The following is a 21,124-nucleotide window of genomic DNA, read 5'->3' on the forward strand; positions in this document are numbered from 1 at the left end:
GTATTTTAACACTTGTCCTTCTCTTATTATGACTTACGTTTACACTAATTTATTTCTGCATCAATGACTTGGTAAAACGCATTTACCGTATCATTTATTGTCCAAATTGCTAAAATCACATGGTAACCTTTTTGATTCTTCGGTAATACGCAATTGTGCTCCACGCTCTCCCCTGGAATTTCTACACGTTCAAATTTACAAAATGGGGTTAGTATAAACTGTTTACGCGATAACGGCGAATTGGGTTGCCAATCTGGTTTAGTGATGAAGTATTCCCATTTTGTTGTTTTATGTTTCGCAGTAATGCGCCATTTAAACCTAACATTTGGTGAATTTATAATAGCTCGTTGCCACCGAACAGTAGTTTGTATGTCTAAGGGAGAAAAAAGAGCATTAGCTGCACTGGCAATTTTACCATCGGCTGGGCCGTATTTGGGAAAGCCCTGTTTGCCTTCAATGGATTGCGGTTCATATTGCACTGGGCCACATTGCTCATTTATCCCTAACTTACAATAGTATGAACGACTTTCAGGGGACTTAACATAGCCATGCGACCAGACCACAAAACTGCAACAAAAAAGCAATGGTGCAAATAAAAATGATTTTATAGAGAATGATTTCATTGGGTTTCCTCGTTATTAATAGACACTCATATCATCTACTAATAACGGGAGAAAATGGTAGTTTAACCTTTATCAGCCTCTAATTTACTGGTTATAACAAATTGATTTTAAACGACAAGCGATGATAAGACCGATAAACAGTATGCCAGCGATAAATAGCGCAACACCCGTCCAACCAAAGTGTTCCCAAAATAAACCACCGACTGTACCTGCGATACTTGACCCTGCATAATAACTGAATAAATACAGAGAAGAAGCTTGTCCTCGTGCTCGTTTCGCTCTACGTCCCACCCAGCTACTGGCAACAGAGTGCGCAGCAAAAAAACCGGTTGTTAGTACCGTCATCCCAAATAAAACTAACCACACATTCGAACACAATGTGATTAAAATACCAATTAACATCAGGGTAATAGAAGCTATCAATATACGACCAAGCCCATATTTTTGAGTTAGGCTTCCTGTTTTAGTCGCACTGTAAGTCCCTGTTAAATAAATAACAGATAGCAAGCCAACCGTAGACTGAGAAAATGAATAAGGTGCGTCAAGTAAACGATATCCGATGTAGTTATACATTGTGACAAAACCACCCATCAAGACAAAGCCTTCGATAAATAGAAAAGGTAAACCTTTGTCTCTAAAGTGTAGATGTAAATTAACCCATAGATTTTTAGGTTTTAAAGAACTCGCGCGGAAATGTTGAGAAGGGGGCAGTAAGCGCCAAAAGCCAATTGCGGCAATCAAGGCTAACGAACCTAAAATAACGACAGCAACACGCCATGAATAAAAATCTGCGATCACCCCCGTCATTAGCCGGCCGCTCATACCTCCCAGCGAGTTGCCACTAATATACAACCCCATAGATAGTGCAACATAACTAGGGTGGATCTCTTCACTTAAATAGGTCATAGCTACTGCAGCAACACCGCTTAGCGATAAACCAACTAATGCTCTGGCAATTAAGATCCCTTGCCAGCTCTGCATGATTGAGCTGAGTAGAGTAAATAATGCAGCGCAGGTCAATGCAATAACCATCACATTCTTACGGCCTATTGCGTCTGAAATTGGCCCAGTAATTAATAACCCTAATGCCATTAAGCCTGTACTCAGTGATAATGATAAACTTGCTGTTGCAGGGGAAATGTTAAAATCTTCTGACAGCATAGGCAAAATTGGCTGAACGAAATACAGCAAAGCAAATGTGGCAAAACCAACGGTAAAAAAGGATAAGGTCACACGTAAATACAGCGCGTCATCTCTTTGTATGTAATGTTTTTTTGGTGTGGTATGTCCCTGTAAGGGTGTTCTTATTCCTTCATTAGGTTGCTCAGATGTAAGGCTATTTTGTGAGTGTTCCATGTTTATTCCTTGTCATACCAACACACTTGATTTCGATCAAAGAATAGAAACTTTTTAGTTTTTTGTCTAATATATTAATTATTCATAATAATACTTTAAACATATTAATGGGTATTAACCAAACGATGAGTATAGAACTTAGACATCTTCGATACTTTATTGCTGTCGCGGAAGAACTTCATTTTGGTAGAGCTGCTGAACGATTGCATATTTCTCAGCCCCCTTTAAGTCAGCAAATACAAATACTTGAAGAGAAAATTAATGCAAAACTATTGGAAAGAAATAACCGAAATGTGGCCTTAACGGCAGCGGGGACTATGTTCTTAAAAGAAGCATATCAAATTTTAGCTCAAGTCGATGCAGCAGCAACAAAAGCAGCTCGCATGGAAAAGGGTGAACTTGGAGAGTTATCCATTGGTTTTACTTCAACTACGCCATTTATGCACAAAGTTACGATGAGCTTACGGCAATATCGAGAAGCTTACCCTGAAGTTTCTATTCATATGCACCAGATGAATACCAAACAACAGATAGCGCCATTAATTACGGGGCGAATTGATATTGGTATTATGAGAAATACGGTATTACCAGAACAATTGGATTATCAACTATTATTTAAAGAGCCTTTTATGGTAGCCGTCTATGAGGGACATCCATTATTAGAATTTATTGATGTAGGCGTAGATATTCAACAACTTGCTGATTATCCTTTTATTTTCTTTGAGCGCGATGTTGGTACAGCATTATATGATGAAATAAATCAATTACTAACATCTGCGGGAGTGGTTCCAACCATTTCTCAAGAAGCCGGGGAAGCCATGACTATTTTGGGATTAGTTTCCGCTGGTATGGGAATATCAGTGATTACAGAATCATTCACGCGTATGAAAATTGATGGTGTAAAATACTTAAAACTCACTAATCTTAATGCTTCATCTGAAGTCTGGTTAGTCTACAATACACGTAGAACATTGCCCTCCGTCGCAAAAAAATTAACGAATCTTTTGATGGCCAACATTGTTGGTAACCAAAAGTGAGCAAGTTCACACTTTTAATGTAAATGAAATCATTCATACACAGATTAAGGCATAATAACTCATTGCTTTATAAAGGAATTGAATTATTACCATGGTGAATCAAACTGGCCATATAGACCAAATCAAACAATTAAATACGGGTATTGTTTACCGTATCATTGATCAACATGGTCCAATTTCGCGTATTGCTTTGTCAAAACAAGCACAGCTTGCGCCCGCTAGTATCACCAAAATTACACGTGAACTTATGGATGCTCACTTAATTAAAGAATTAGAGTTTCCGGTACTCGGTCTGCGCGGACGCCCAGCAGTCGGGTTAGTCATTGAAAGTGAAGGGTGGCAATTTTTAGCTATTCGTATCGAAGGCCAAAAACTCACGATTTCTCTGAAAGAAATTAACGCAGTTACCTTAGCTCAAACAGAGTATCCATTTACACCGCTAGGAAATAGCGAATTTATCGATTTTCTTTCTGAATTAATTAGTCAATTCTTTGCCAGCCAGCAAAAAATATTAGAAAGAGTCACCGCGATAAGTATCCTTATTGATGGTATTTTAGACCCTCATACTGGCGTTATTTATCAGCATTCTTCTTTTAAAATCCACCAACTTGCCATCGCAGAATATCTTACCAAGCAAACTGGTTTACCCGTTTATTTACATCCGCCAGTGGATGCTTTAGCCTTAATGGACCTCTTCTCCCATCAGGAAAAAAGAAAAGAAAAAAATATCATTTACTTACAGCTACAAAATGTTGTTAATGTCATGGTATTAAACCATGGGACAACATTGGATACGAATACCCATCGGCCTATTCTATTCGGCCATACTCAATGTGAGCCTGAACAAAATAACGTTTGCTACTGTGGTAGCTATGATTGCTTAGAAACCCATACGTCCATTCCTGCAATATTACAACAAGCTAATAATTTGCTAATAAACTACCCAGATTCATTTTTGCATCAGCAAGATATCTCAATGGATAAAATTTGCGCTGGCGCAATTCTAAACGACAGTCTTTGTGTTTATCTTATTAATAAAGTTGCACAACAGTTGGCAAAACCGTTAGCACTGATGGTAAATTTATTGGGTAGTCAGCTCATTTTGGTTAATTCTCCTTTGAATCAAGATTCTGATCTGTTTTTAAAATGTTTACATAAACATATAAATAAACTTTCTATTCCTCTGTATTCGTCTACATTAGTGATAGAAAAATCTACATTTAGCATCAAAGATAGTGAAACTTCATTAATACAGCGAGCGTTATACGATGGTTCACTTCTACTACAACTATTACAAGGCTAAAACAATTCGATAATATTTACACTATCGTACACAAAATTGAGCTAACGCAAACTTCTCACTTACCCATTCCAATAAACTGAATCCATATCATTTTTGCAGCTTATTGCTGTATAAGTCTGTCACTTCAGGATAGAAAAAGACCATGATCAATCTATTTGTTACCGGGACAGATACAGATGTCGGGAAGACAGTATCGACGCTTGCCATCCTGCAAGCACTAAATAGCCAAGGAATTAAAGCCGTGGGCTACAAACCTATTGCTGACCAATGCATTGATACCCCTGAAGGAATCAGAAATAAAGATGCATTGCTAATTCACAGTGTTTCTAAAGACCTAGTTTCCTACGATGAAGTTAATCCTGTGCGTATCACGGACAATTACAGCCATGAGAACAGCATTGATTTCAATAAAATAAAGCATGGTCTAGACCATTTACATCATCAATGTGACATGGTTGTTATCGAAGGTAATGGGGGATGGCGCTATTTGCTTGATGACAATACTTTTTATGCAGACTGGTTAAAAGGCCAGCCGGTCGGTGTTATCTTAGTCGTAGGTATTCAACATGGCTGTGTTAATCATGCACTATTAACTGCGGATGCAATCCGAGCAGATGGATTACCATTAATCGGTTGGATGGCAAACCGTATCAACCCAGGGTTAGCGCACTATGCTCAAATAATTGATCGGTTACAACATCATATTAAGGCCCCATTAATTGGGGAAATCCCATATTTATTGCGGCCGGAAGAAAGAGAGCTAGGGCATTATCTCAATACAGATAAACTGCAAGAGCTTATCGCTATTCCTAATTAATTGCATTAATAACCCAACAAAGAAAAAGGGCGCTATCATCAAATAGCGCCCTTTATTTTACCTAAAATATAGACTAATGGCGGGTATAAATGATTTTATAAGAATCATTTTGGCAGTGACCTACAACTTGACCTTTAGATGAGTCAACTTCATCATTAGGTACTGCGACCAAACTAAAATTTTCAGCAGGAACGCCATTATTGATAATCTTTTGTTTGATTTCCTCAATCACACTTTCACATGAAGCTTGCGCAAAAGCGGGCGCTAACATCAGTACAAATAAGGGTAAAAATAATTTCTTTTTCATCTTATCTCCTTGTTGAACAACAACTCCATAAGGCAACCTATTATCAGGTTATGGATTACTAATTGGACGACCATTACTCACATCAAGGCAACGTTTGGTGCTTGGCTCCCAATAAGCATTTAGATTAAGACTTTTTTCACATTTATCTTTTGCATCAAAAGCGGCATCTACTTTATCAAATTCTTTTTCAGTACGCGTATTAACTTTATTACGCAACATACGGGTACTATCCCATTGTTCCTTTTCTTGACGCGCTTGCTCTTTATTAAGAGAGTCATCGCCTTTACCTACTGAAACACAAGTACTACCTGCAGTACATGATGTTGTCGATTGTGCAGCAGGAGACGACGTAGCCCAAAGTAGAGGGAGACAAAAACATAACGCAGTTAAGCCAGTTTTCAACATTTTGTGTGAATTCATGGTAATTCCTTACTAAACAGGACTGATAATCTGAGTATAGCTAAAAGTGTGCTAGTGCGTCTGTATAGAATAGTACTAAAATCTAAAGTTGTTTATGTACGGTTAAACCTGCAAACGTTTGGCAAACAGGCATTAATTCTAATGTATTTACGTTCATGTGAGCAGGTAGCGTGGCAACCCAATACACTGTTTCAGCAATATCTTCAGGGGTCAGGGCATCTGCACCTTGATAAGTGCTAGCTGCTTTATCGTCATCCCCTTTAAAGCGAATATTTGAAAACTCTGTGCCACCAACTAAGCCTGGTTCAATATCGGTAACTCGAATTTTTTTCCCTTGTAAATCAGCACGTAAACCAAGTGAAAATTGTTTCACAAAGGCTTTGGTTGCACCATAAACATTACCACCTTTGTAGGGCCAACTTGCCGCAGTAGAACCAATATTAATAATGTGACCATGATTTTCGGCTACCATGTTTTGCAACACCTCATAGGTCATATTCACTAAGCCTTTAGTATTCGTATTAATCATGACGTCCCAGTCATCAGGATTTGCATCAAAAGCAGGCTCTAGGCCCAATGCAAGACCGGCATTATTGACTAAGACATCAATGTTTTTGAGGTGAGTAGGTAAATTAGCGATTGCAGATTGAATGGCTTTTCTGTCTTGAACATCCAATGTTAATGGATAAAATTTATCCCCTAATTCTTGATGTAGGGCTTTTAAACGTTCAGTTCTACGCCCTGTACCAATAACAGTATGATTATTTTGAATAAATTTACGAGCGATTGATTCACCAAAGCCAGAAGAAGCGCCTGTTACTAATATAATCATGGAAACCTCAAATTTGTTATTGTTGTGTCAGCATGGCGTTATTCTAACGCCATCTAACATTAACTACAAAAATTGTTATAACCCTAATATTTGTTTGTCTTTTGGATAGCTCAATGTATAACTGAATGAAATTTGCTTTTCTTCATTAGGCTCTAAAGTAATATCCCAGGCTATTTCACCTGTACTTTTATTGGTAACTGCGTTTTTATCCTCTATTTCAGACACTTTTATCTCACTATCCTCACTTAGCGGAATTTGGTCATAAACCGTTAATTCAACTGGTTTCGCATGCATATTTTTTACTTTGATCAAGTAACTTTCTGTTTGTTGGATTGTTGATCCCATAAAACTCGGTTTTTTCTTTATTTTTTCATTTGGTTCACGGGAAACTTGAATACTCTTGTCAACACCAAAAGGAACTCGTAATGTATCAACCAATTGATTTGCATTAATCATAACGTTGCCAATATATGTATTACCATAATAAATATTAGCATTTCCATTCAATAGGTTAAGTGATTGCCAATTGTCGATATCTGCTTGTAAGAACACCTCTTCAATCAGTTTTGGCGTGGTGGTATATTTGTATTTTACATCGAGATTTTGTTGTTTGATGGTGACAGTATTCGGCTTGTTCGCGCTTTTTAGTGAATAAGGCAGGGCGATTTGATAATTTAAATTGATACCATTATTAGACGTTGTAACAAAGTCTGATATACCTGAATTGATTGTTTTTTTCTTCTCACTAACACCATTTTCTTGATACATTGCCACAGGGGCTGCAGGCATCCTCATTCGAACCTGACGCGCTATTTGAGCATTATCATCATAAACGGATAAGCGCCAAGGCTGTAAAACAGAAGGCGTGATATTTTTTGATGGGTTAACCGTCGATAAGGTCAAATTGACTTTTTCCCAATCAATGCCTGTATTTTGAATTAAATTGGCTTTATACGTGAGGGTGATTGGCGACTCAACGTCCTGACTACGAATGTCATAACTTGGTGACCACGCGGCATCAGGCGTTAAATAGGACAATTGTAGCTGTGCAATGGTTGGTTTAGCCGCATCGACCAACATGACAATCTGAGTTTGCTGGCCAACAGACGAGGGCATTTTTTCATCGATCTGCGTTTGCAATATCGCAAGTTTTTCTTCTAAATTATCAATCTCTAATTGGTATTTTTGTTGTTCATGCAATATTGAAGTCATTTGTTGACGTATAAAGTCTAACTTTTGAGAGGACTGTTCTAATGATTGCGCGTTATTTTCCCCAAAAAAGCGCTGATCTTTCAATAAGCTTAATTGCTCTTCACCGACTTTAATTGCAATGTTTAAGTTTTCAACTTGCTGAACTAAGTCCTTTTGTTGTTCTTGTAATTCAACAATATTGGCGGGGTATGTAGGTGTAACTGCCACATTTTGTACATTTACGGAACGAATAGTCACATCACTATTATCAAAGTCAATTGAAAGCGTTCGAGGGTCAATATTGCTTGCTATATTCGTAAGAACAACCTCAGTCTGCCCCTTATTAAGTGACAGTGTCACACTGTTGTCTAAGGTAGCACCGCGCAAAAACACGGTTGCATGATTTAGTTTAACATCTTGATTTAGTTTTGTTTCAGCATCAGCACGTACGTGTTGAGAAGCCAAAAGTGTTGCGAATAATAAGCCGCTGACCAGCCGAGTAGGAACTGTCATTTTTAACTCCAATCAGAAGTACCGCTAAGTAAGATAATGACTAAAACTAGCTTATTTGACTTTTATTAGATAACAGATAAAACCTAAAAACTGACAAAAGTAGAAGGACAGAAGGGATAAAACACCCATCAGCAGGTGTTTTATCTTGTTGGGCAGGGGCGACTTATTCTTCGAAATACCAATATCCTTGATTGATAAATTCGGTTAATTGCGCAACAAAATCTCGGTTATTCAGTGCCTTACCAAGTTCATTGCTGTCGACTTCCGTAAACTGGCACAATGCATCCGCACCCTTTGTTTCTGTGGTAATCCAGCTTTCAGAATTCACGAAAAAGTGCTCATTAATACGCATCACACGCAAACCGCTCAGTCGGATCAGTTTTTCACCATCATTCAGTGCACTCAGCACTTCTTCCGGTTGGTATGGCGGTTCCGCAGGCGCAATATCCAATTCATGACGTAGAGTCGTTGCAAAACGGCCTAACCACTGTTCAAAATCACCCGGTTTGTTGATCATTTCAATCATCATGGCTCGTAGACGTTCAACCTCATGAGGTTTCATGGTGCCTGTGTTTTCAGTCACCGTGAGGTCAGGATCGCTATAATTTATGCCACCTAAATCCTGTTCCAGCGCATAGTCTGCAAAACTGCTCAGCAGATCACGTCCTGTTGGCCCGCGAAAGCCGACAGAATAGTTCATGGTATCTTCGAAAGTGAAACCATCATGAGGGAATCCCGGCGGAATATACAGAATATCTCCAGGCGCCATTTCTACGTCAATAATCGGTTCAAATGGGTCGACATGTAATAATGCCGGATGTGAGCAGAATTGACGCATAGGTAGGGCATCGCCCACACGCCAGCGGCGGCGTCCCATACCTTGGATGATGAAAACATCATAGTTATCAATATGAGGTCCAACACCACCTTCAGGCACCGAATAGGAGATCATCAAATCATCAAGACGCCACTCGGGTAGTACACGAAACGGTTTTACCAGTTCGGCCGCTGGCATATGCCAATGGTTGACCGCTTGCACCAGTAGTGACCATCCTTTTTCGCCTAATTCGCTGAAATCTTCAAACGGGCCGTGACTCGCTTCCCATTTGTTATCAATAAAGCTGACTAGGCGACTGTCAACTTCCGGCTCCATGGCTAAGCCCGCCAGTTCATCCGGTGTGATAGGGTCGACAAAATCAGGAAATGCATTTTTCAATACAACGGGTTTTTTCTGCCAGTATTTTTCTAAAAATTCAGGCCAGTTAAGATTCAGTTTGTAAACCATGTGACCACATCTATATGAGTAAATTAGCGGGTAATTATAGAAGTAATACACCGTCATATTCTTGTTTGGCGTCAAACGTCGGTCAATAACTTTTGTGGGAATATCCGTAACATATTGCCAGAATTCATTTCTCACAATAATCATAATATGAATTAGGTTAGTTAGCATGGGAACTAACAGATATCAGAGTAATTGAAGAACCCATAGAAGTTATTGCAAAACGGAAGATTTATGAAGTCAAATTGGGTTTAAAACCAAAAAAGAACCAACACGATTAACCAGCCAATACGCTGGATTTCTTCATTTCACACTTAGATTCGCATAATGCATATTATGTTAAATGGAATTTCAGGGCAAAAATAGGCCTTGCTCGTTCAGTCATTGTTAACATCCTATTGACTTAGATTGGTATTCAGCTTATTTATATGCGCTTAATAATAACCTGCCTATGCTTCGGATATGCCGTAATGAGTGAATATAAATCGAAAGACCCTTTACATGGAGTTACACTAGAAATGCAAGTTAATGCATTGGTTGATAGATACGGTTGGAGCCAACTTGGACGCATTATAAAAATAAACTGCTTTAACAAAGATCCAAGTATTAAATCTAGCTTAAAGTTTCTTCGTCGCACGCCATGGGCAAGAACTGAAGTTGAGTTACTCTATTTGGATATGATAGAAAACAATTCGATTGATAATACGGGAGCATATCCTAATGACCCATGGTGTAATTCACGACGTTAAAAGCCAAGATAATATTAACGCCTCACTAATGACCACAATCATACATAACAAATATCTACTTAAGCCTTAAATCTACCTTAATGATGTTTAAGGTTTAGGCATTACGGCCGCCCCGCTGGTTATTACCCCTTTCACAAAATCGGGTTGAAATTTCATGGTTAAAAACTTACGTAACCCAATTTTGGCGATCGGTTACATAAGCAATTAACTTTTCATGAATAATGAAAAATACTGACATCTATACCAATGAGCCTCACTCCAAACGGGATATGCGTGACCTCGCCTCATCAAGATGATTACGCAACGCAGTAAGACATTGGCCAAAATTATTTGATAACCGATCACAATTATTTACCAAGGTGAAAAACTCTTCCGCTAGTGCTAACGCCTCTCGCCAAATATCCCCACTGATCCCATCAAGTAGAGTTGCCACTCGAAGTGAGTTTACGATTTCACCGCCCGATTTAGGAGCAAACCCCATAGGCAAAATATCGTAGGCTGGCGCAAGCTGATATGGACGACCATGGCTACTAATAAATGATAAATTACCATGGTGCATATCCGTATTTCCTATCAACATGCCAAATGCCCAAAGTCGCGCAGTACTAATGGCGGCATCGGCATCTACATACCCTTGTTTGACAAGGTCATTCACCAATACAGGCCAAGGTTTCATCGCTTTGCCAACAAACTCAGCTTCTAGAGCTTGTAAAGAGAAAAGACCTATGCGCCCCATTGAACCTAGTCGGTCAAACCGAGGAACTTCAAGAAAGCGCTGCCCACCAAAATCAAAAACTTCTGTTTCTACACCAAGCACTTTTAACGCAAGATGTTCAGCTTGCAATAAATCGCGCCACCGTTCGCTGATTGCGTTATCGTCCAGCGCCGTAAATTTTACGAGTACATGACCACGATCGGTATAAGTACAAAATTTTGGTTGCTCTCCACCGGCTGATGAGCCTGGAGCTTCTCCAGAACTGACAGCCAATGCTAGTGAGGGATAGGTTATAGCTCGATCAACAGGTGTCGGTGAAGGCATATTCAAAAATTGCTTTTTTGCCTGCTCCCCAATTAATAAGTTTCCTACTGCATCATGACCATGGGTTATTAAAGCCCTTATTATATCGCTATCTGACCAGTGTTCTGGATTAGCTGGTAGACCAAGTTCTGCTGAATAAGTTGATGCATACGCCCGACCAAGATACCCCTGTGGACGCATATCAAACAACCACCATGGCAGGCCATCACTATAAAGGCAGACATTATCTTCCTGCTCCATGACAAATCCTCCGGGGTAAACTGGGATCAGTTTCCCTAGTGGCCTTAAGGTTCCCTCTTCACTGATGCGATAAATAGGTGCCGTGTCAAACCCGCGAAAAGTATCACGCAAAGCATATTGAATAGATGGGCCCGAACCAATTCGAACAATGTCTTCACCAAGTGATGTTAACGCTCGAGAAATGGTTGGCTGACTAATATTCATTATATCAGCGAGTTGCCTTGCCGTTGCTGGCTCTCGACGCAATAATTGACGAATCATTTCAAGTCTATTTGTCATGATTTAATCACTCAGTGAATAGGTTTATGAATAGATAAATGAATATCTATATGAATAGATAATCTATCAGCCACCGCTACTTTTGTCACGTGGAAGTTAAACAACCACCGCTGGATACTGAAAGCCGTTGTATTAACTCATAGCATTCATGGATTACCAGTTACTTTTAGTGAAGTTGCCAGAGCGCTAGAAAAAGGAAATTTATTGAATAGAAAAATACAAGGTCGTTGGCAATTTTGCCCAAGAAGGCCGAGAGTCGGCTTCTGCTTTAACTTGGGGATCCTATATCGCCAAAAAATGCAAAGAGAGCAAACAGCGAATAATCCGATTATATTGTGTTCCCCACTAGACCCAACCAATTTTACTGGTACTGCATTTCGCATCTTGAGCTTTACAAAAAATACTGCCTTGCCCTTGCCCTAATTCACAACGCCGAGAGGGTTTGTTTCGTGCTGTTTGCTCGGACATTGCAGCTTCTGCATAAAAATTAGAAAAAGGAGATAAAGCGCAAACATGCACAACAACAGAATCATTACGGGATGGTTTCCCATGATAATGGGATTTTGCGACAGCAAAACTACTAAATAACAAGAATAATAACGTAATCTTTTTCATCTTAGAGATCTTTTAATGATTTGAATTGCATAAAATTACAATCACTTAACGCAAATCACTAGCGGAACACTCTGATTAAAAATTAACGATACCCTCTTTTGTGATTTTGTGAAGACCAACTGTATGTTATATCACTGGGTACTAATTTATCTTTTTTCTTTTCTGCTCGTCGTTTTTTAGCTTGTTTTTCGACTTCTTGAGATATTTCGGTAATAATTTGTTTTCTTACCTTGCTCTGCTCAGAATTGGTTAATTCACGGCCTAGTTTCTTCCTTTCTTGCGCGAGTCTCGTGCGCACTTGGATTTTTTGAGTTTCGGTCATTTCTTGAATCGTTAGCATCTTCATAGTATTACCCCTTACTCATATTAAAATACCTAACGACAATATATCATTATTACGCAGTAAAATACTAACCCTCGTTTTAAACCTAACATTAATGCCAAGCAATAGGATTAAGAGTATAGTAAACCCATTGCAACTTTAAAGAATCTCTCTGTTATTATGGAATTAACCACTTCTTCGCAAAATATTCGTCAAATCTTAACCACTGGCACACCACTTATCGATGTCAGAGCGCCTATCGAATTTCAACAAGGGTCAATGCCGAATACCATAAACCTGCCTTTGATGAATGATGATGAACGCGCAGCTGTTGGTACATGCTATAAACAACAAGGTTCGGCTAAAGCTGTTGAATTAGGCCACCAGCTTGTCAGTGGTGACCTTAAAATGGCTCGGATCACTGCATGGATAGCAGCTTGTAAACAAAATATGAATGGCTATATTTGCTGTGCACGCGGTGGTATGCGGTCACATATCGTGCAATCTTGGTTAAAAGAGGCCGGTATTGAATACCCTCTCATCAATGGTGGTTACAAAGCATTACGACAAACAGCAATTGATGCCGTTAATGAATTGGTTCAACGTCCTATTATTTTAGTGGGAGGCTGTACGGGTAATGGTAAAACCACTCTCGTACATCATTTAGCGAACGGAATTGATTTAGAAGGTCTCGCACATCATCGTGGCTCTTCGTTTGGTCGTACATTACAACAACAGCACACTCAAGCCACTTTTGAAAATTATTTAGCAGTTACGCTATTGAAAAAAGCCCAACAATGTCAGCGTTGGGTACTGGAAGATGAAGGACGTGCCATTGGTGCAAATAGCCTGCCACTTGAACTACGCGCACAAATGGAAAAAGCGCCAATCGCTATTATTGATGACCCTTTTGAACTGCGTCTTGAGCGTTTAAAATATGAATATTTTGACCGTATGACGCAAGATTTTATAGCGACTTTTGGTTTCGAGCGTGGCTGGCAGGAATATAGCGACTATTTACATCATGGTCTGTTTGCCATCCGTAAACGGTTAGGATCACAGCGGACAATCGAATTGACGCATTTACTTGAGCGTGCTTTAGCAGACCAAAAAACAACCGGAGATACCCAGACACATTTTTCGTGGTTAATCCCATTGTTGAATGAGTATTATGACCCAATGTATCGCTATCAATTAAGTAAAAAACAACACCGCATCATTTTTCGCGGTAATTATCAAGAAGTTGAACATTGGTTAACGCATCAATGAATTCATTTTATTCCACTATAAATAGCCTCATCGCAAAGTCTGAGGCTATTTTATATAGCAATGACTTCTTCATCAGTAAATCTAGAACGGTGATTTCTTCATAGCCAATTCGCTGAACCCTTGGTAAATCAACCTTGTTGCCAACGCCCCTAGAATTAACCCAACACCTTTACCGACCACTTTATGAACTCGTGAATAGGTTCTACGAACTGAGGTTAAAGAGAATGTTTGGCATAAAATAATCCGCCAAATTAATGATGCAATAACTATTCCCAGCCAAATGACTAATTTAGCCCATAATGGTGTTGATGGCGAAATGGTCGTTGAAAAAATACTCATAAAAAATAAAACGGTTTGGGGGTTTGATAAATCAGAAATTAGCCCCCGCCTAAAATAGATACCAGATGGGAAATGTTCCGTAGTATTTTCGGTGGACAGATTAAGTTGCGTTTTGTTATTAAATACACTTAGCGCGTAATAAAGCAAATATAAGCCACCAAGAATTTTAATCAGTGAAAATAATGAGCCAAATTCAGCCATTAATGTGACAAGACCGAATAAACCGAGCCCCGAATAAATGGCATTGCCTAGCACCACACCATAACCACAAGTTAATCCTGCTTTTTTACCTGAGCTCAATGTGGTTTGCACCACAATAAACAAATTTGCTCCAGGATTAAAAAAGGTCAGTATAAATAAGAATAGCGTGATGATAATACTGTGTAATGGGTCCATTATTTTTCTTCAAAAATTTAAGGTTAACCATTATAGACACGGTATAGATTGTAATTCTGTTTTACTATGCACATTTTCTGAGCTTAAATCAAAAAATGTGCTGGCTTATGATGACGCTAGTGATTTCTTACGTTGCAACAGCCATTTATCTAACTCATTAGCAAATTGTTGCCTGTCTTTCTGGTTTAGACTTGCAGGCCCTCCCGTTTGGATGCCACTGGCTCTCATGGTATCCATAAAGTCACGAATATTAAGACGTTCACGAATAGTCGCTTCGCTATAGCGTTCACCACGAGGATTCAATGCATTGGCGCCCTTTTCCATAACTTCTGCGGCTAATGGGATATCTGCAGTGATCACTAAATCATCTTTTTGAGCTCGTAATACAATTTCATTATCCGCTACATCAAATCCTGCGGGCACCTGCAAGGTTTTTAAAAAAGGAGATGGAGGTACTGTTAAGCGTTGGTTCGCAACAAATGTTATTTGCACTTTTTCCCTATCTGCTGCTCGGTATAAAACTTCTTTAATTACTTTTGGACAGGCATCCGCATCAACCCAAATTATCATTATTACTTCCCAAATGGTGATTATCTATGATGAGATATCATATCAGACAACAAAATTACACGTTAGATACTTCGTATGGAAAAACTCCCAAGCTCACTCAGACGGCCTCAAAATAGTGGGCTTGAGAAAATAGGTTTACAGTTTCATTACCATTTCATGCCACGTCATTCCACCATGGTCAGATTCTGATGGTTTAATATATTGGTAGCCAAAATGCTTATACAGGTCAATATGGCGTTCTTTGCACATAAGATGAATCGTTTTTTTATTCATCTCCTTCATGTCATTGATAAACCTTTTCATCAGTAAAGATGAATAGCCTTTACCTTGATATTTGGGATGTACTACTACTGACATAATAACGACATTTGGTGCTTGTGGGTCATGCCCAATGAGTTCTTTAAACTCTTCATCCGACATCACAACATCCCATGCACAACCCGAATTAATAAAACCAACGACTTCCCCGGCTAATTCCATACATAAAAAACCGTCTGGATATTGCTGAACTCGTGTTGCTATTTTTTCTTTTGTAGCCGCTTCATCCCCTTCATAGGATTCGATTTCAATCGCATAACAGGCGTCAACATCATCAAGTGTGGCAGTGCGAAAGACTGGAGAATGCATGAAATTACCTCATTAAATTATTTTTTATGATTTTATCACTACATGGTTTATTTTTTCGTTGTTTTTAATGGTATTCCTCACATTCAACTGCCATTTTTTGTTGTGTTTTATCCCGTAAGTAGCTCAGCCATGTTGAAATGAAAACTAAAACTCCACCAGAGATTGCGACGGCATAACCTGCATAAGGACCATAGGTATCCACCATTTTGCCCGTTAGCATCGCACCAATCGCAACGCCAATATTTAACCCTGCGAGTAACCATGTCATTCCTTCTGTTAATTTATTCCGTGGAACAATTCTCTCAACTAATGTCATTGCAATAATCATCGTCGGTGCAAAGAACAATCCTGAAATAAACACCACCACAGACAAAGAATAAACACCTACCACCCACCACATTGGCACAATAGAAAGAAACGTCATTAAGCCACTGAGGAATAATAAACGTGATAACGGTGTGTTAAAGGTTAATCCGCCAAATACAAGCCCCATCGCACATGAACCGATCGCATAGGCCGATAACACTAAACTGGCCATCGCTGGTTGCTGTTGTAATTGAGCCAACGTGACACTTAAAATATCCACACTGCCAACAATCACACCTAAAGCAATCATTAATACAATCAACAACTGCAAGCCAATCATTGAAATAATTGATTTATTCACCAATACAAGAGAGTCATGCGCCACAACTTTGGGTTCTGTGCTTCGCTGTGAAATAAATAAAGCCATTCCCACGGCTAATAAAATTGCCGCAACCAGTAAACCTGCTTGAGGAAATAAAGCGACAGTGATCCCGACAGATAACGGAGGGCCAACAATAAAAGTGGCATCATCAAATACGGTTTCTAATGAATAGGCTGTTTGTAGTATGGGTTGATCTTTATACAGCGCAGTCCACCTAGCCCTTACCATGGCAGACATACTGGGCATCGCCCCCGTTAATAAAGCTCCGATAAATAAGCCGATATCGGGTAATGATAACCACGTAGTTAAGATAATAATAAACACACCAAGCACACTGATTACGGTCACCACTGGCAAGACGCGAAATTGACCATATTTATCCACTAAGCGAGAAACTTGTGGAGATAGTAACGCATAAGTTAAGACAAAAGTTGCAGAAACAAGCCCTGCTAAGGTATAGCTTCCTTTTAGTTGCGCTAACAAGGTAATGATCCCGATCCCCATCATCGGTAACGATAAACGTGCCAGTAACCCTGCTATCACAAAACGTTGGTTTTCTTTTGCCTGAAATAACTGCTGATAGCGACCTATCATATGAGCTCCAAAATGAAATTTATTTATACATACTCTGCGTATGTATAATCATGATATAATCATACACATTGAATGTAAATAATTATACGCTATGTATGTAAGAGGCTTTTAATGGCAAGAAGAACGCAAGCTCAAATGGCAGAAACACGTGCAAATTTATTAACTACAGCACGAGAGCACTTTAGCCGGCTTGGTTATGCAGAAACCTCAATGGATGAAATAGCAGCAAGCGTTAATCTCACACGCGGAGCCCTTTACCACCACTTTGGTGATAAACAAGGTTTATTTACTGCCGTTGTTGAACAAATTGACTCACAAATGAATGCCCGTTTACAAGCAATTACTCTCCATACTGAAGACCTATGGAATAGTTTTTGTCAGCGTTGTCACGCCTACTTAGAAATGGCATTAGAACCGGAGTATCAACAAATTATTTTGCGTGACGCAAAAGCCGTTTTAGGCGATTTTTTGGCTAAATCAAACTTACAGTGTACTGAACAAATTGAACACCTGCTTCATCAGCTAGTCCAAAATGGCGTTATTAAAAGTATTGATACCCATGCATTGGCTTTTTTAATTAATGGTGGGCTCGCTGAGGCAGCTTATTGGATCTCGCAAGGTGATAGTCAACAGCGACTAAAGAAAAGTGTCGATGCCATAGATATGTTGTTATCAGGGCTATTACTCACGAAAGATTAGCTCGGTGTTACCTTTCGCTGGCACGGATATTGTATCAGTACCAACAATATAATTGCTCAGTAAAATCCTCAATATACCGCCACCATGATAAATAAAACCCAATAAATATAGGCGAAAAATAGGAAATATTTATTGGGTTAATGAATTATCTAAAGTAGAGCTTGGAAAGTCTGTTTTAATTTATCGACATCTTGCTGAGTTGTTGACCACGAGGTACAAAAACGAATACAGGTGGTCTCTGGTGTCGGTTTACATATTTGACTTAATTGATAATGCCCTAATAATTTATTCGCCAGTGCATCTGGGAAAATAACAAAAACTTGGTTTGATTCAACGGGCGCAAGAAACTGAAATCCCTTTTCGGCAAAAAATGAAGCTAATTGTGAAGCCATCTCATTAAGATGACGCCCCAATTTAAAATACAAATCATTATTAAACAGCGGCTCAAACTGGGCAGCAAGCAGCCAACCTTTGGCTTGTAACCCACCTTTTTGTTTAATACTAAAACGAAAATCAGATTGCAGTGCTGGGTTTACAATCACCAATATCTCCCCGGTTAATGCACCAATTTTCGTTCCACCGATATAAAAAATATCAGTTAACTGCGCAACATCTTCAATCGTTAAATCACTATATTTCGACATTAAACCTGAAGATAAGCGAGCGCCATCCATAAATAGCAGTAAGTTATGAGCATCACAAACCTCGCGTAATGCAACTAACTCTTCTTTACGGTAAACGGTGCCAATTTCAGTTGAATTACTAATATAAACAAGCTTAGGTTGGACAGTATGTTCATCATTATGCTCAGACAGTACTTTGATGATATGTTCTGGCGCTAATTTGCCTGATAGTGAATCAACAGTAATAACTTTATGGCCGGTTGCTTCAATCGCCCCTGTTTCATGAACTGCGATATGCCCGCTGTCTACAGTGATAACCGCTTGGTGTGGTCGTAAAACATGGGAAATCGTGGTTAGATTAGTGATTGTACCGCCATTAAAAAAATGAATTTCCGCATTAGGCTGGCCAATTCTTAATCTAATTTTATCTGCTACACGACGACAAATCTCATCAGTGCCATAACCTTTGAAACGTTTCCCTGATAAATTATTTAGGACTTGCATAACTGCCGGATGAGCTATTTCGTTATAATCATTTAAAAAGCTATACATTCACTTACCTATCAATAACTAGTTATATTAATTTATAGCCATTATTTATAGGGGGTTCCAATTCATTATTCAATGATATTTTTGCTATATAAATACCAAAGTTAACGATTAATATTATTTAAGTTGCTGAAATTAAATATTAAGTCATTCATAGTCTATTTCATTGATAAATTGGCATACTGTAAAAGGTGAATTCAGGGTTGAGAATGCCTAAACGTCAAGTTATATCGATACGGGCCTAACAGCGGGTGCACACCTGATTTAACTCGACGCACCCCATGGTAATTTAATCGTGACTGGCCTCCCCATACCAAAACATCGCCATGCTCTATATAAATAGCAACTTTGGGCGCATCTCGAGTTACTCCACCAAAATCAAATGTTGTGGGTAACCCTAAAGAAAAAGAGACAATCGGCTGAGTAAAATCAGTTTCGTCTTTGTCTTGGTGCAATGCCATCGCAGCACCAACGGCATAGCGGTTAATCAAGCAAGCATCAGGGATAAAATGATCAAAGCCAGCAGTGCTCGCTGCAGAAGTGGCCAATTGAACAAAGGAAATTGGTATGGGTTGCCAAGGCTCATTAGTGACAGGGTCACGCTGACTATAGCGATATCCCTTTTCATCAGTTACCCAACCCCAGTCACCGCAGTTAGTCATTGCGGCAGACATTGAGTAGCCATTTGGTGTCGTCATATGTCTTAAGGGGTTAGCTGCAATAATGTTGTTTAATGACTGCAATAATGCATCAGTTTGCCCCAGTAGAAACCCTTTGAGTAAAAAAGCCTCTGGTGCAATTTGTACGGAATTATCTTCATCAGGAAATAACATATTAGCCACTGTTTAATAGTCTGAGTGAATGCTCTAATGAATGTTAACACAGGAAAAAAAGTTGCTCATCACATTCAATGAGCAACCTACAGGGTTAACTTTAACGTTGATAAGCTAGAGTGACTTTTCTTGTTTCCGCTCGCTGACTCGCCCACACACTGAGTAAAATGACAACCATGCCGATAAATTGCAAGGTACTAAGCTGTTGATTGAGATAAAACCATCCCAAAACCACCGCACTCACGGGGCTTAAAAAACCCAGTGACGCCACTGAACTTGGACCTAATATTGCCAGTCCGCGGAACCATAAGGCGTAAGTTAATGCACCGCCAATAAGCGTGAGATACCCTAAACCAATTAAATTTAGTGAACTTAACGTTGGTAAAGCCGGCTCAAATATAATGGCAAACGGTAATAATACTAATCCTCCCGCGGTTAATTGCCATGAAGTAAAGGTTAAAGCACTGACTGGTGGCTGCCACCGGCGACTCAAAACCGTCCCCGCAGCCATTGAAAATGCCCCTGCTAACCCAGCAATAATACCTAAAGGGTCTAAGGCGGCATTCGGTGTTAAGAGCAATATAGCTACCCCGAATACCCCTGCTATTGATGCCATAATGGATACCGCAGATAAACGGTTATTTAACAGCCAGCGGCTTAAAAATAGCACAATTAATGGCTGTACAGCGCCAACCGTTGCGGCGACACCACCAGGTAAGCGATACGCAGCAATAAACAATAGCCACCAAAATAAAGAAAAGTTTAAAACACCTAATACCACTACCCGCAACCACCAAATGCCTTCGGGGAGTTTTCGTAACACAAGTATCAATAGTAATCCTGCAGGTAACGCGCGTAATACCGCCAATGTTAATGGTATCCCTGCGGGTAACATCTCTGTTGTCACTAGATATGTGCTTCCCCACACAATTGGTGCTAATGCTGTCAACCCTAAAACCGTTATACGATTCATATTTCTATTCTCTTAATTTATCTTGAAGTCAAGATATGT

23 protein-coding genes are annotated in these 21,124 nt (G+C 39.3%); 6 read left to right on the forward strand and 17 right to left on the reverse strand.

Annotated features, from left to right (window positions below):
* Positions 1–44: 44 nt before the first annotated feature.
* Entirely contained in the window at positions 45–623 is a 579-nt protein-coding gene (locus tag PR725_RS06930; RefSeq protein WP_109912252.1) for a lytic polysaccharide monooxygenase, read from the reverse strand.
* An 84-nt stretch (positions 624–707) separates the two neighbouring features.
* Entirely contained in the window at positions 708–1,979 is a 1,272-nt protein-coding gene (locus PR725_RS06935) for an MFS transporter (protein ID WP_109912251.1), read from the reverse strand.
* Between the two features lie 125 nt (positions 1,980–2,104).
* Between PR725_RS06935 and PR725_RS06940 the strand changes: the two genes are divergently transcribed.
* From PR725_RS06940 to bioD, 3 genes are all read left to right on the forward strand, one after another.
* On the forward strand, positions 2,105–3,016 hold the full coding sequence (locus PR725_RS06940; protein ID WP_004910958.1) for a LysR family transcriptional regulator: 912 nt from the start codon (positions 2,105–2,107) through the stop codon (positions 3,014–3,016).
* Positions 3,017–3,107: 91 nt separating this feature from the next.
* Positions 3,108–4,319, forward strand: a complete 1,212-nt coding sequence (locus PR725_RS06945) for an ROK family protein (protein WP_110731941.1) — start codon at positions 3,108–3,110, stop codon at positions 4,317–4,319.
* 142 nt (positions 4,320–4,461) lie between these two features.
* The gene (bioD, locus tag PR725_RS06950) at positions 4,462–5,136 is read left to right on the forward strand and encodes a dethiobiotin synthase (protein WP_004910953.1); all 675 of its coding nucleotides are present in this window, start codon (positions 4,462–4,464) and stop codon (positions 5,134–5,136) included.
* 73 nt (positions 5,137–5,209) lie between these two features.
* On the opposite strand, the gene PR725_RS06955 is transcribed toward bioD, so the two are convergent.
* The 5 genes from PR725_RS06955 to PR725_RS06975 all read right to left on the reverse strand — a co-directional run bounded on the left by PR725_RS06955 (position 5,210) and on the right by PR725_RS06975 (position 9,684).
* Positions 5,210–5,443: a DUF1161 domain-containing protein gene (locus PR725_RS06955; protein WP_196718375.1), complete on the reverse strand. Its 234-nt coding sequence runs from the start codon at positions 5,441–5,443 to the stop codon at positions 5,210–5,212.
* Positions 5,444–5,491: 48 nt separating this feature from the next.
* The gene (locus tag PR725_RS06960) at positions 5,492–5,863 is read right to left on the reverse strand and encodes a DUF1283 family protein (RefSeq protein WP_004910949.1); all 372 of its coding nucleotides are present in this window, start codon (positions 5,861–5,863) and stop codon (positions 5,492–5,494) included.
* Between the two features lie 82 nt (positions 5,864–5,945).
* Complete coding sequence (gene ydfG / locus PR725_RS06965) at positions 5,946–6,695, reverse strand: bifunctional NADP-dependent 3-hydroxy acid dehydrogenase/3-hydroxypropionate dehydrogenase YdfG (protein WP_004910947.1); 750 nt, start codon at positions 6,693–6,695, stop codon at positions 5,946–5,948.
* Positions 6,696–6,770: 75 nt separating this feature from the next.
* Complete coding sequence (locus PR725_RS06970; protein ID WP_272568273.1) at positions 6,771–8,399, reverse strand: mucoidy inhibitor MuiA family protein; 1,629 nt, start codon at positions 8,397–8,399, stop codon at positions 6,771–6,773.
* 163 nt (positions 8,400–8,562) lie between these two features.
* Positions 8,563–9,684 carry a ribosomal protein uL16 3-hydroxylase gene (locus tag PR725_RS06975; RefSeq protein WP_272568275.1) on the reverse strand — a complete coding sequence of 374 codons (1,122 nt, stop codon included), beginning with the start codon at positions 9,682–9,684 and terminating at the stop codon, positions 8,563–8,565.
* Positions 9,685–10,151: 467 nt separating this feature from the next.
* On the opposite strand from PR725_RS06975, the gene PR725_RS06980 reads away from it, so the two are divergent.
* Complete coding sequence (locus PR725_RS06980; RefSeq protein ID WP_004910941.1) at positions 10,152–10,430, forward strand: VF530 family DNA-binding protein; 279 nt, start codon at positions 10,152–10,154, stop codon at positions 10,428–10,430.
* A gap of 253 nt (positions 10,431–10,683) precedes the next feature.
* Here PR725_RS06980 and yjjJ read toward each other — a convergent pair whose 3' ends face one another.
* The 3 genes from yjjJ to PR725_RS06995 form a co-directional block, all read right to left on the reverse strand.
* Positions 10,684–11,988, reverse strand: a complete 1,305-nt coding sequence (gene yjjJ, locus PR725_RS06985) for a type II toxin-antitoxin system HipA family toxin YjjJ (protein ID WP_196718377.1) — start codon at positions 11,986–11,988, stop codon at positions 10,684–10,686.
* Between the two features lie 345 nt (positions 11,989–12,333).
* On the reverse strand, positions 12,334–12,603 hold the full coding sequence (locus PR725_RS06990) for a hypothetical protein (protein WP_272568277.1): 270 nt from the start codon (positions 12,601–12,603) through the stop codon (positions 12,334–12,336).
* A gap of 82 nt (positions 12,604–12,685) precedes the next feature.
* Positions 12,686–12,949 carry a DUF3811 domain-containing protein gene (locus PR725_RS06995; RefSeq protein WP_109912245.1) on the reverse strand — a complete coding sequence of 88 codons (264 nt, stop codon included), beginning with the start codon at positions 12,947–12,949 and terminating at the stop codon, positions 12,686–12,688.
* A 156-nt stretch (positions 12,950–13,105) separates the two neighbouring features.
* Here PR725_RS06995 and mnmH point away from each other — a divergent pair, with 156 nt between their 5' ends.
* Complete coding sequence (gene mnmH / locus PR725_RS07000) at positions 13,106–14,194, forward strand: tRNA 2-selenouridine(34) synthase MnmH (protein ID WP_109912244.1); 1,089 nt, start codon at positions 13,106–13,108, stop codon at positions 14,192–14,194.
* Positions 14,195–14,275: 81 nt separating this feature from the next.
* On the opposite strand, the gene PR725_RS07005 is transcribed toward mnmH, so the two are convergent.
* The 4 genes from PR725_RS07005 to PR725_RS07020 form a co-directional block, all read right to left on the reverse strand.
* Positions 14,276–14,929 (reverse strand): LysE family transporter, encoded by a 654-nt coding sequence (locus PR725_RS07005; protein WP_072206017.1) that lies wholly within the window; start codon positions 14,927–14,929, stop codon positions 14,276–14,278.
* 105 nt (positions 14,930–15,034) lie between these two features.
* Entirely contained in the window at positions 15,035–15,499 is a 465-nt protein-coding gene (locus PR725_RS07010; RefSeq protein ID WP_004910930.1) for a YaiI/YqxD family protein, read from the reverse strand.
* A 135-nt stretch (positions 15,500–15,634) separates the two neighbouring features.
* The gene (locus PR725_RS07015) at positions 15,635–16,126 is read right to left on the reverse strand and encodes a GNAT family N-acetyltransferase (RefSeq protein WP_058685178.1); all 492 of its coding nucleotides are present in this window, start codon (positions 16,124–16,126) and stop codon (positions 15,635–15,637) included.
* 64 nt (positions 16,127–16,190) lie between these two features.
* On the reverse strand, positions 16,191–17,408 hold the full coding sequence (locus PR725_RS07020; protein ID WP_109912241.1) for an MFS transporter: 1,218 nt from the start codon (positions 17,406–17,408) through the stop codon (positions 16,191–16,193).
* A gap of 111 nt (positions 17,409–17,519) precedes the next feature.
* Between PR725_RS07020 and PR725_RS07025 the strand changes: the two genes are divergently transcribed.
* A complete protein-coding gene (locus PR725_RS07025) occupies positions 17,520–18,107 on the forward strand; it encodes a TetR/AcrR family transcriptional regulator (RefSeq protein ID WP_109912240.1) in 588 nt (195 codons plus the stop codon).
* Positions 18,108–18,256: 149 nt separating this feature from the next.
* On the opposite strand, the gene PR725_RS07030 is transcribed toward PR725_RS07025, so the two are convergent.
* From PR725_RS07030 to PR725_RS07040, 3 genes are all read right to left on the reverse strand, one after another.
* Positions 18,257–19,282 carry a threonine aldolase family protein gene (locus PR725_RS07030; protein ID WP_196718379.1) on the reverse strand — a complete coding sequence of 342 codons (1,026 nt, stop codon included), beginning with the start codon at positions 19,280–19,282 and terminating at the stop codon, positions 18,257–18,259.
* A 194-nt stretch (positions 19,283–19,476) separates the two neighbouring features.
* On the reverse strand, positions 19,477–20,112 hold the full coding sequence (alkB, locus tag PR725_RS07035) for a DNA oxidative demethylase AlkB (RefSeq protein ID WP_272517388.1): 636 nt from the start codon (positions 20,110–20,112) through the stop codon (positions 19,477–19,479).
* A 100-nt stretch (positions 20,113–20,212) separates the two neighbouring features.
* Complete coding sequence (locus PR725_RS07040) at positions 20,213–21,085, reverse strand: EamA family transporter (RefSeq protein WP_004910918.1); 873 nt, start codon at positions 21,083–21,085, stop codon at positions 20,213–20,215.
* Positions 21,086–21,124: the final 39 nt, after the last annotated feature.

Source organism: Providencia sp. PROV255, assembly GCF_028478065.1.
Taxonomy (GTDB): domain Bacteria; phylum Pseudomonadota; class Gammaproteobacteria; order Enterobacterales; family Enterobacteriaceae; genus Providencia; species Providencia rettgeri.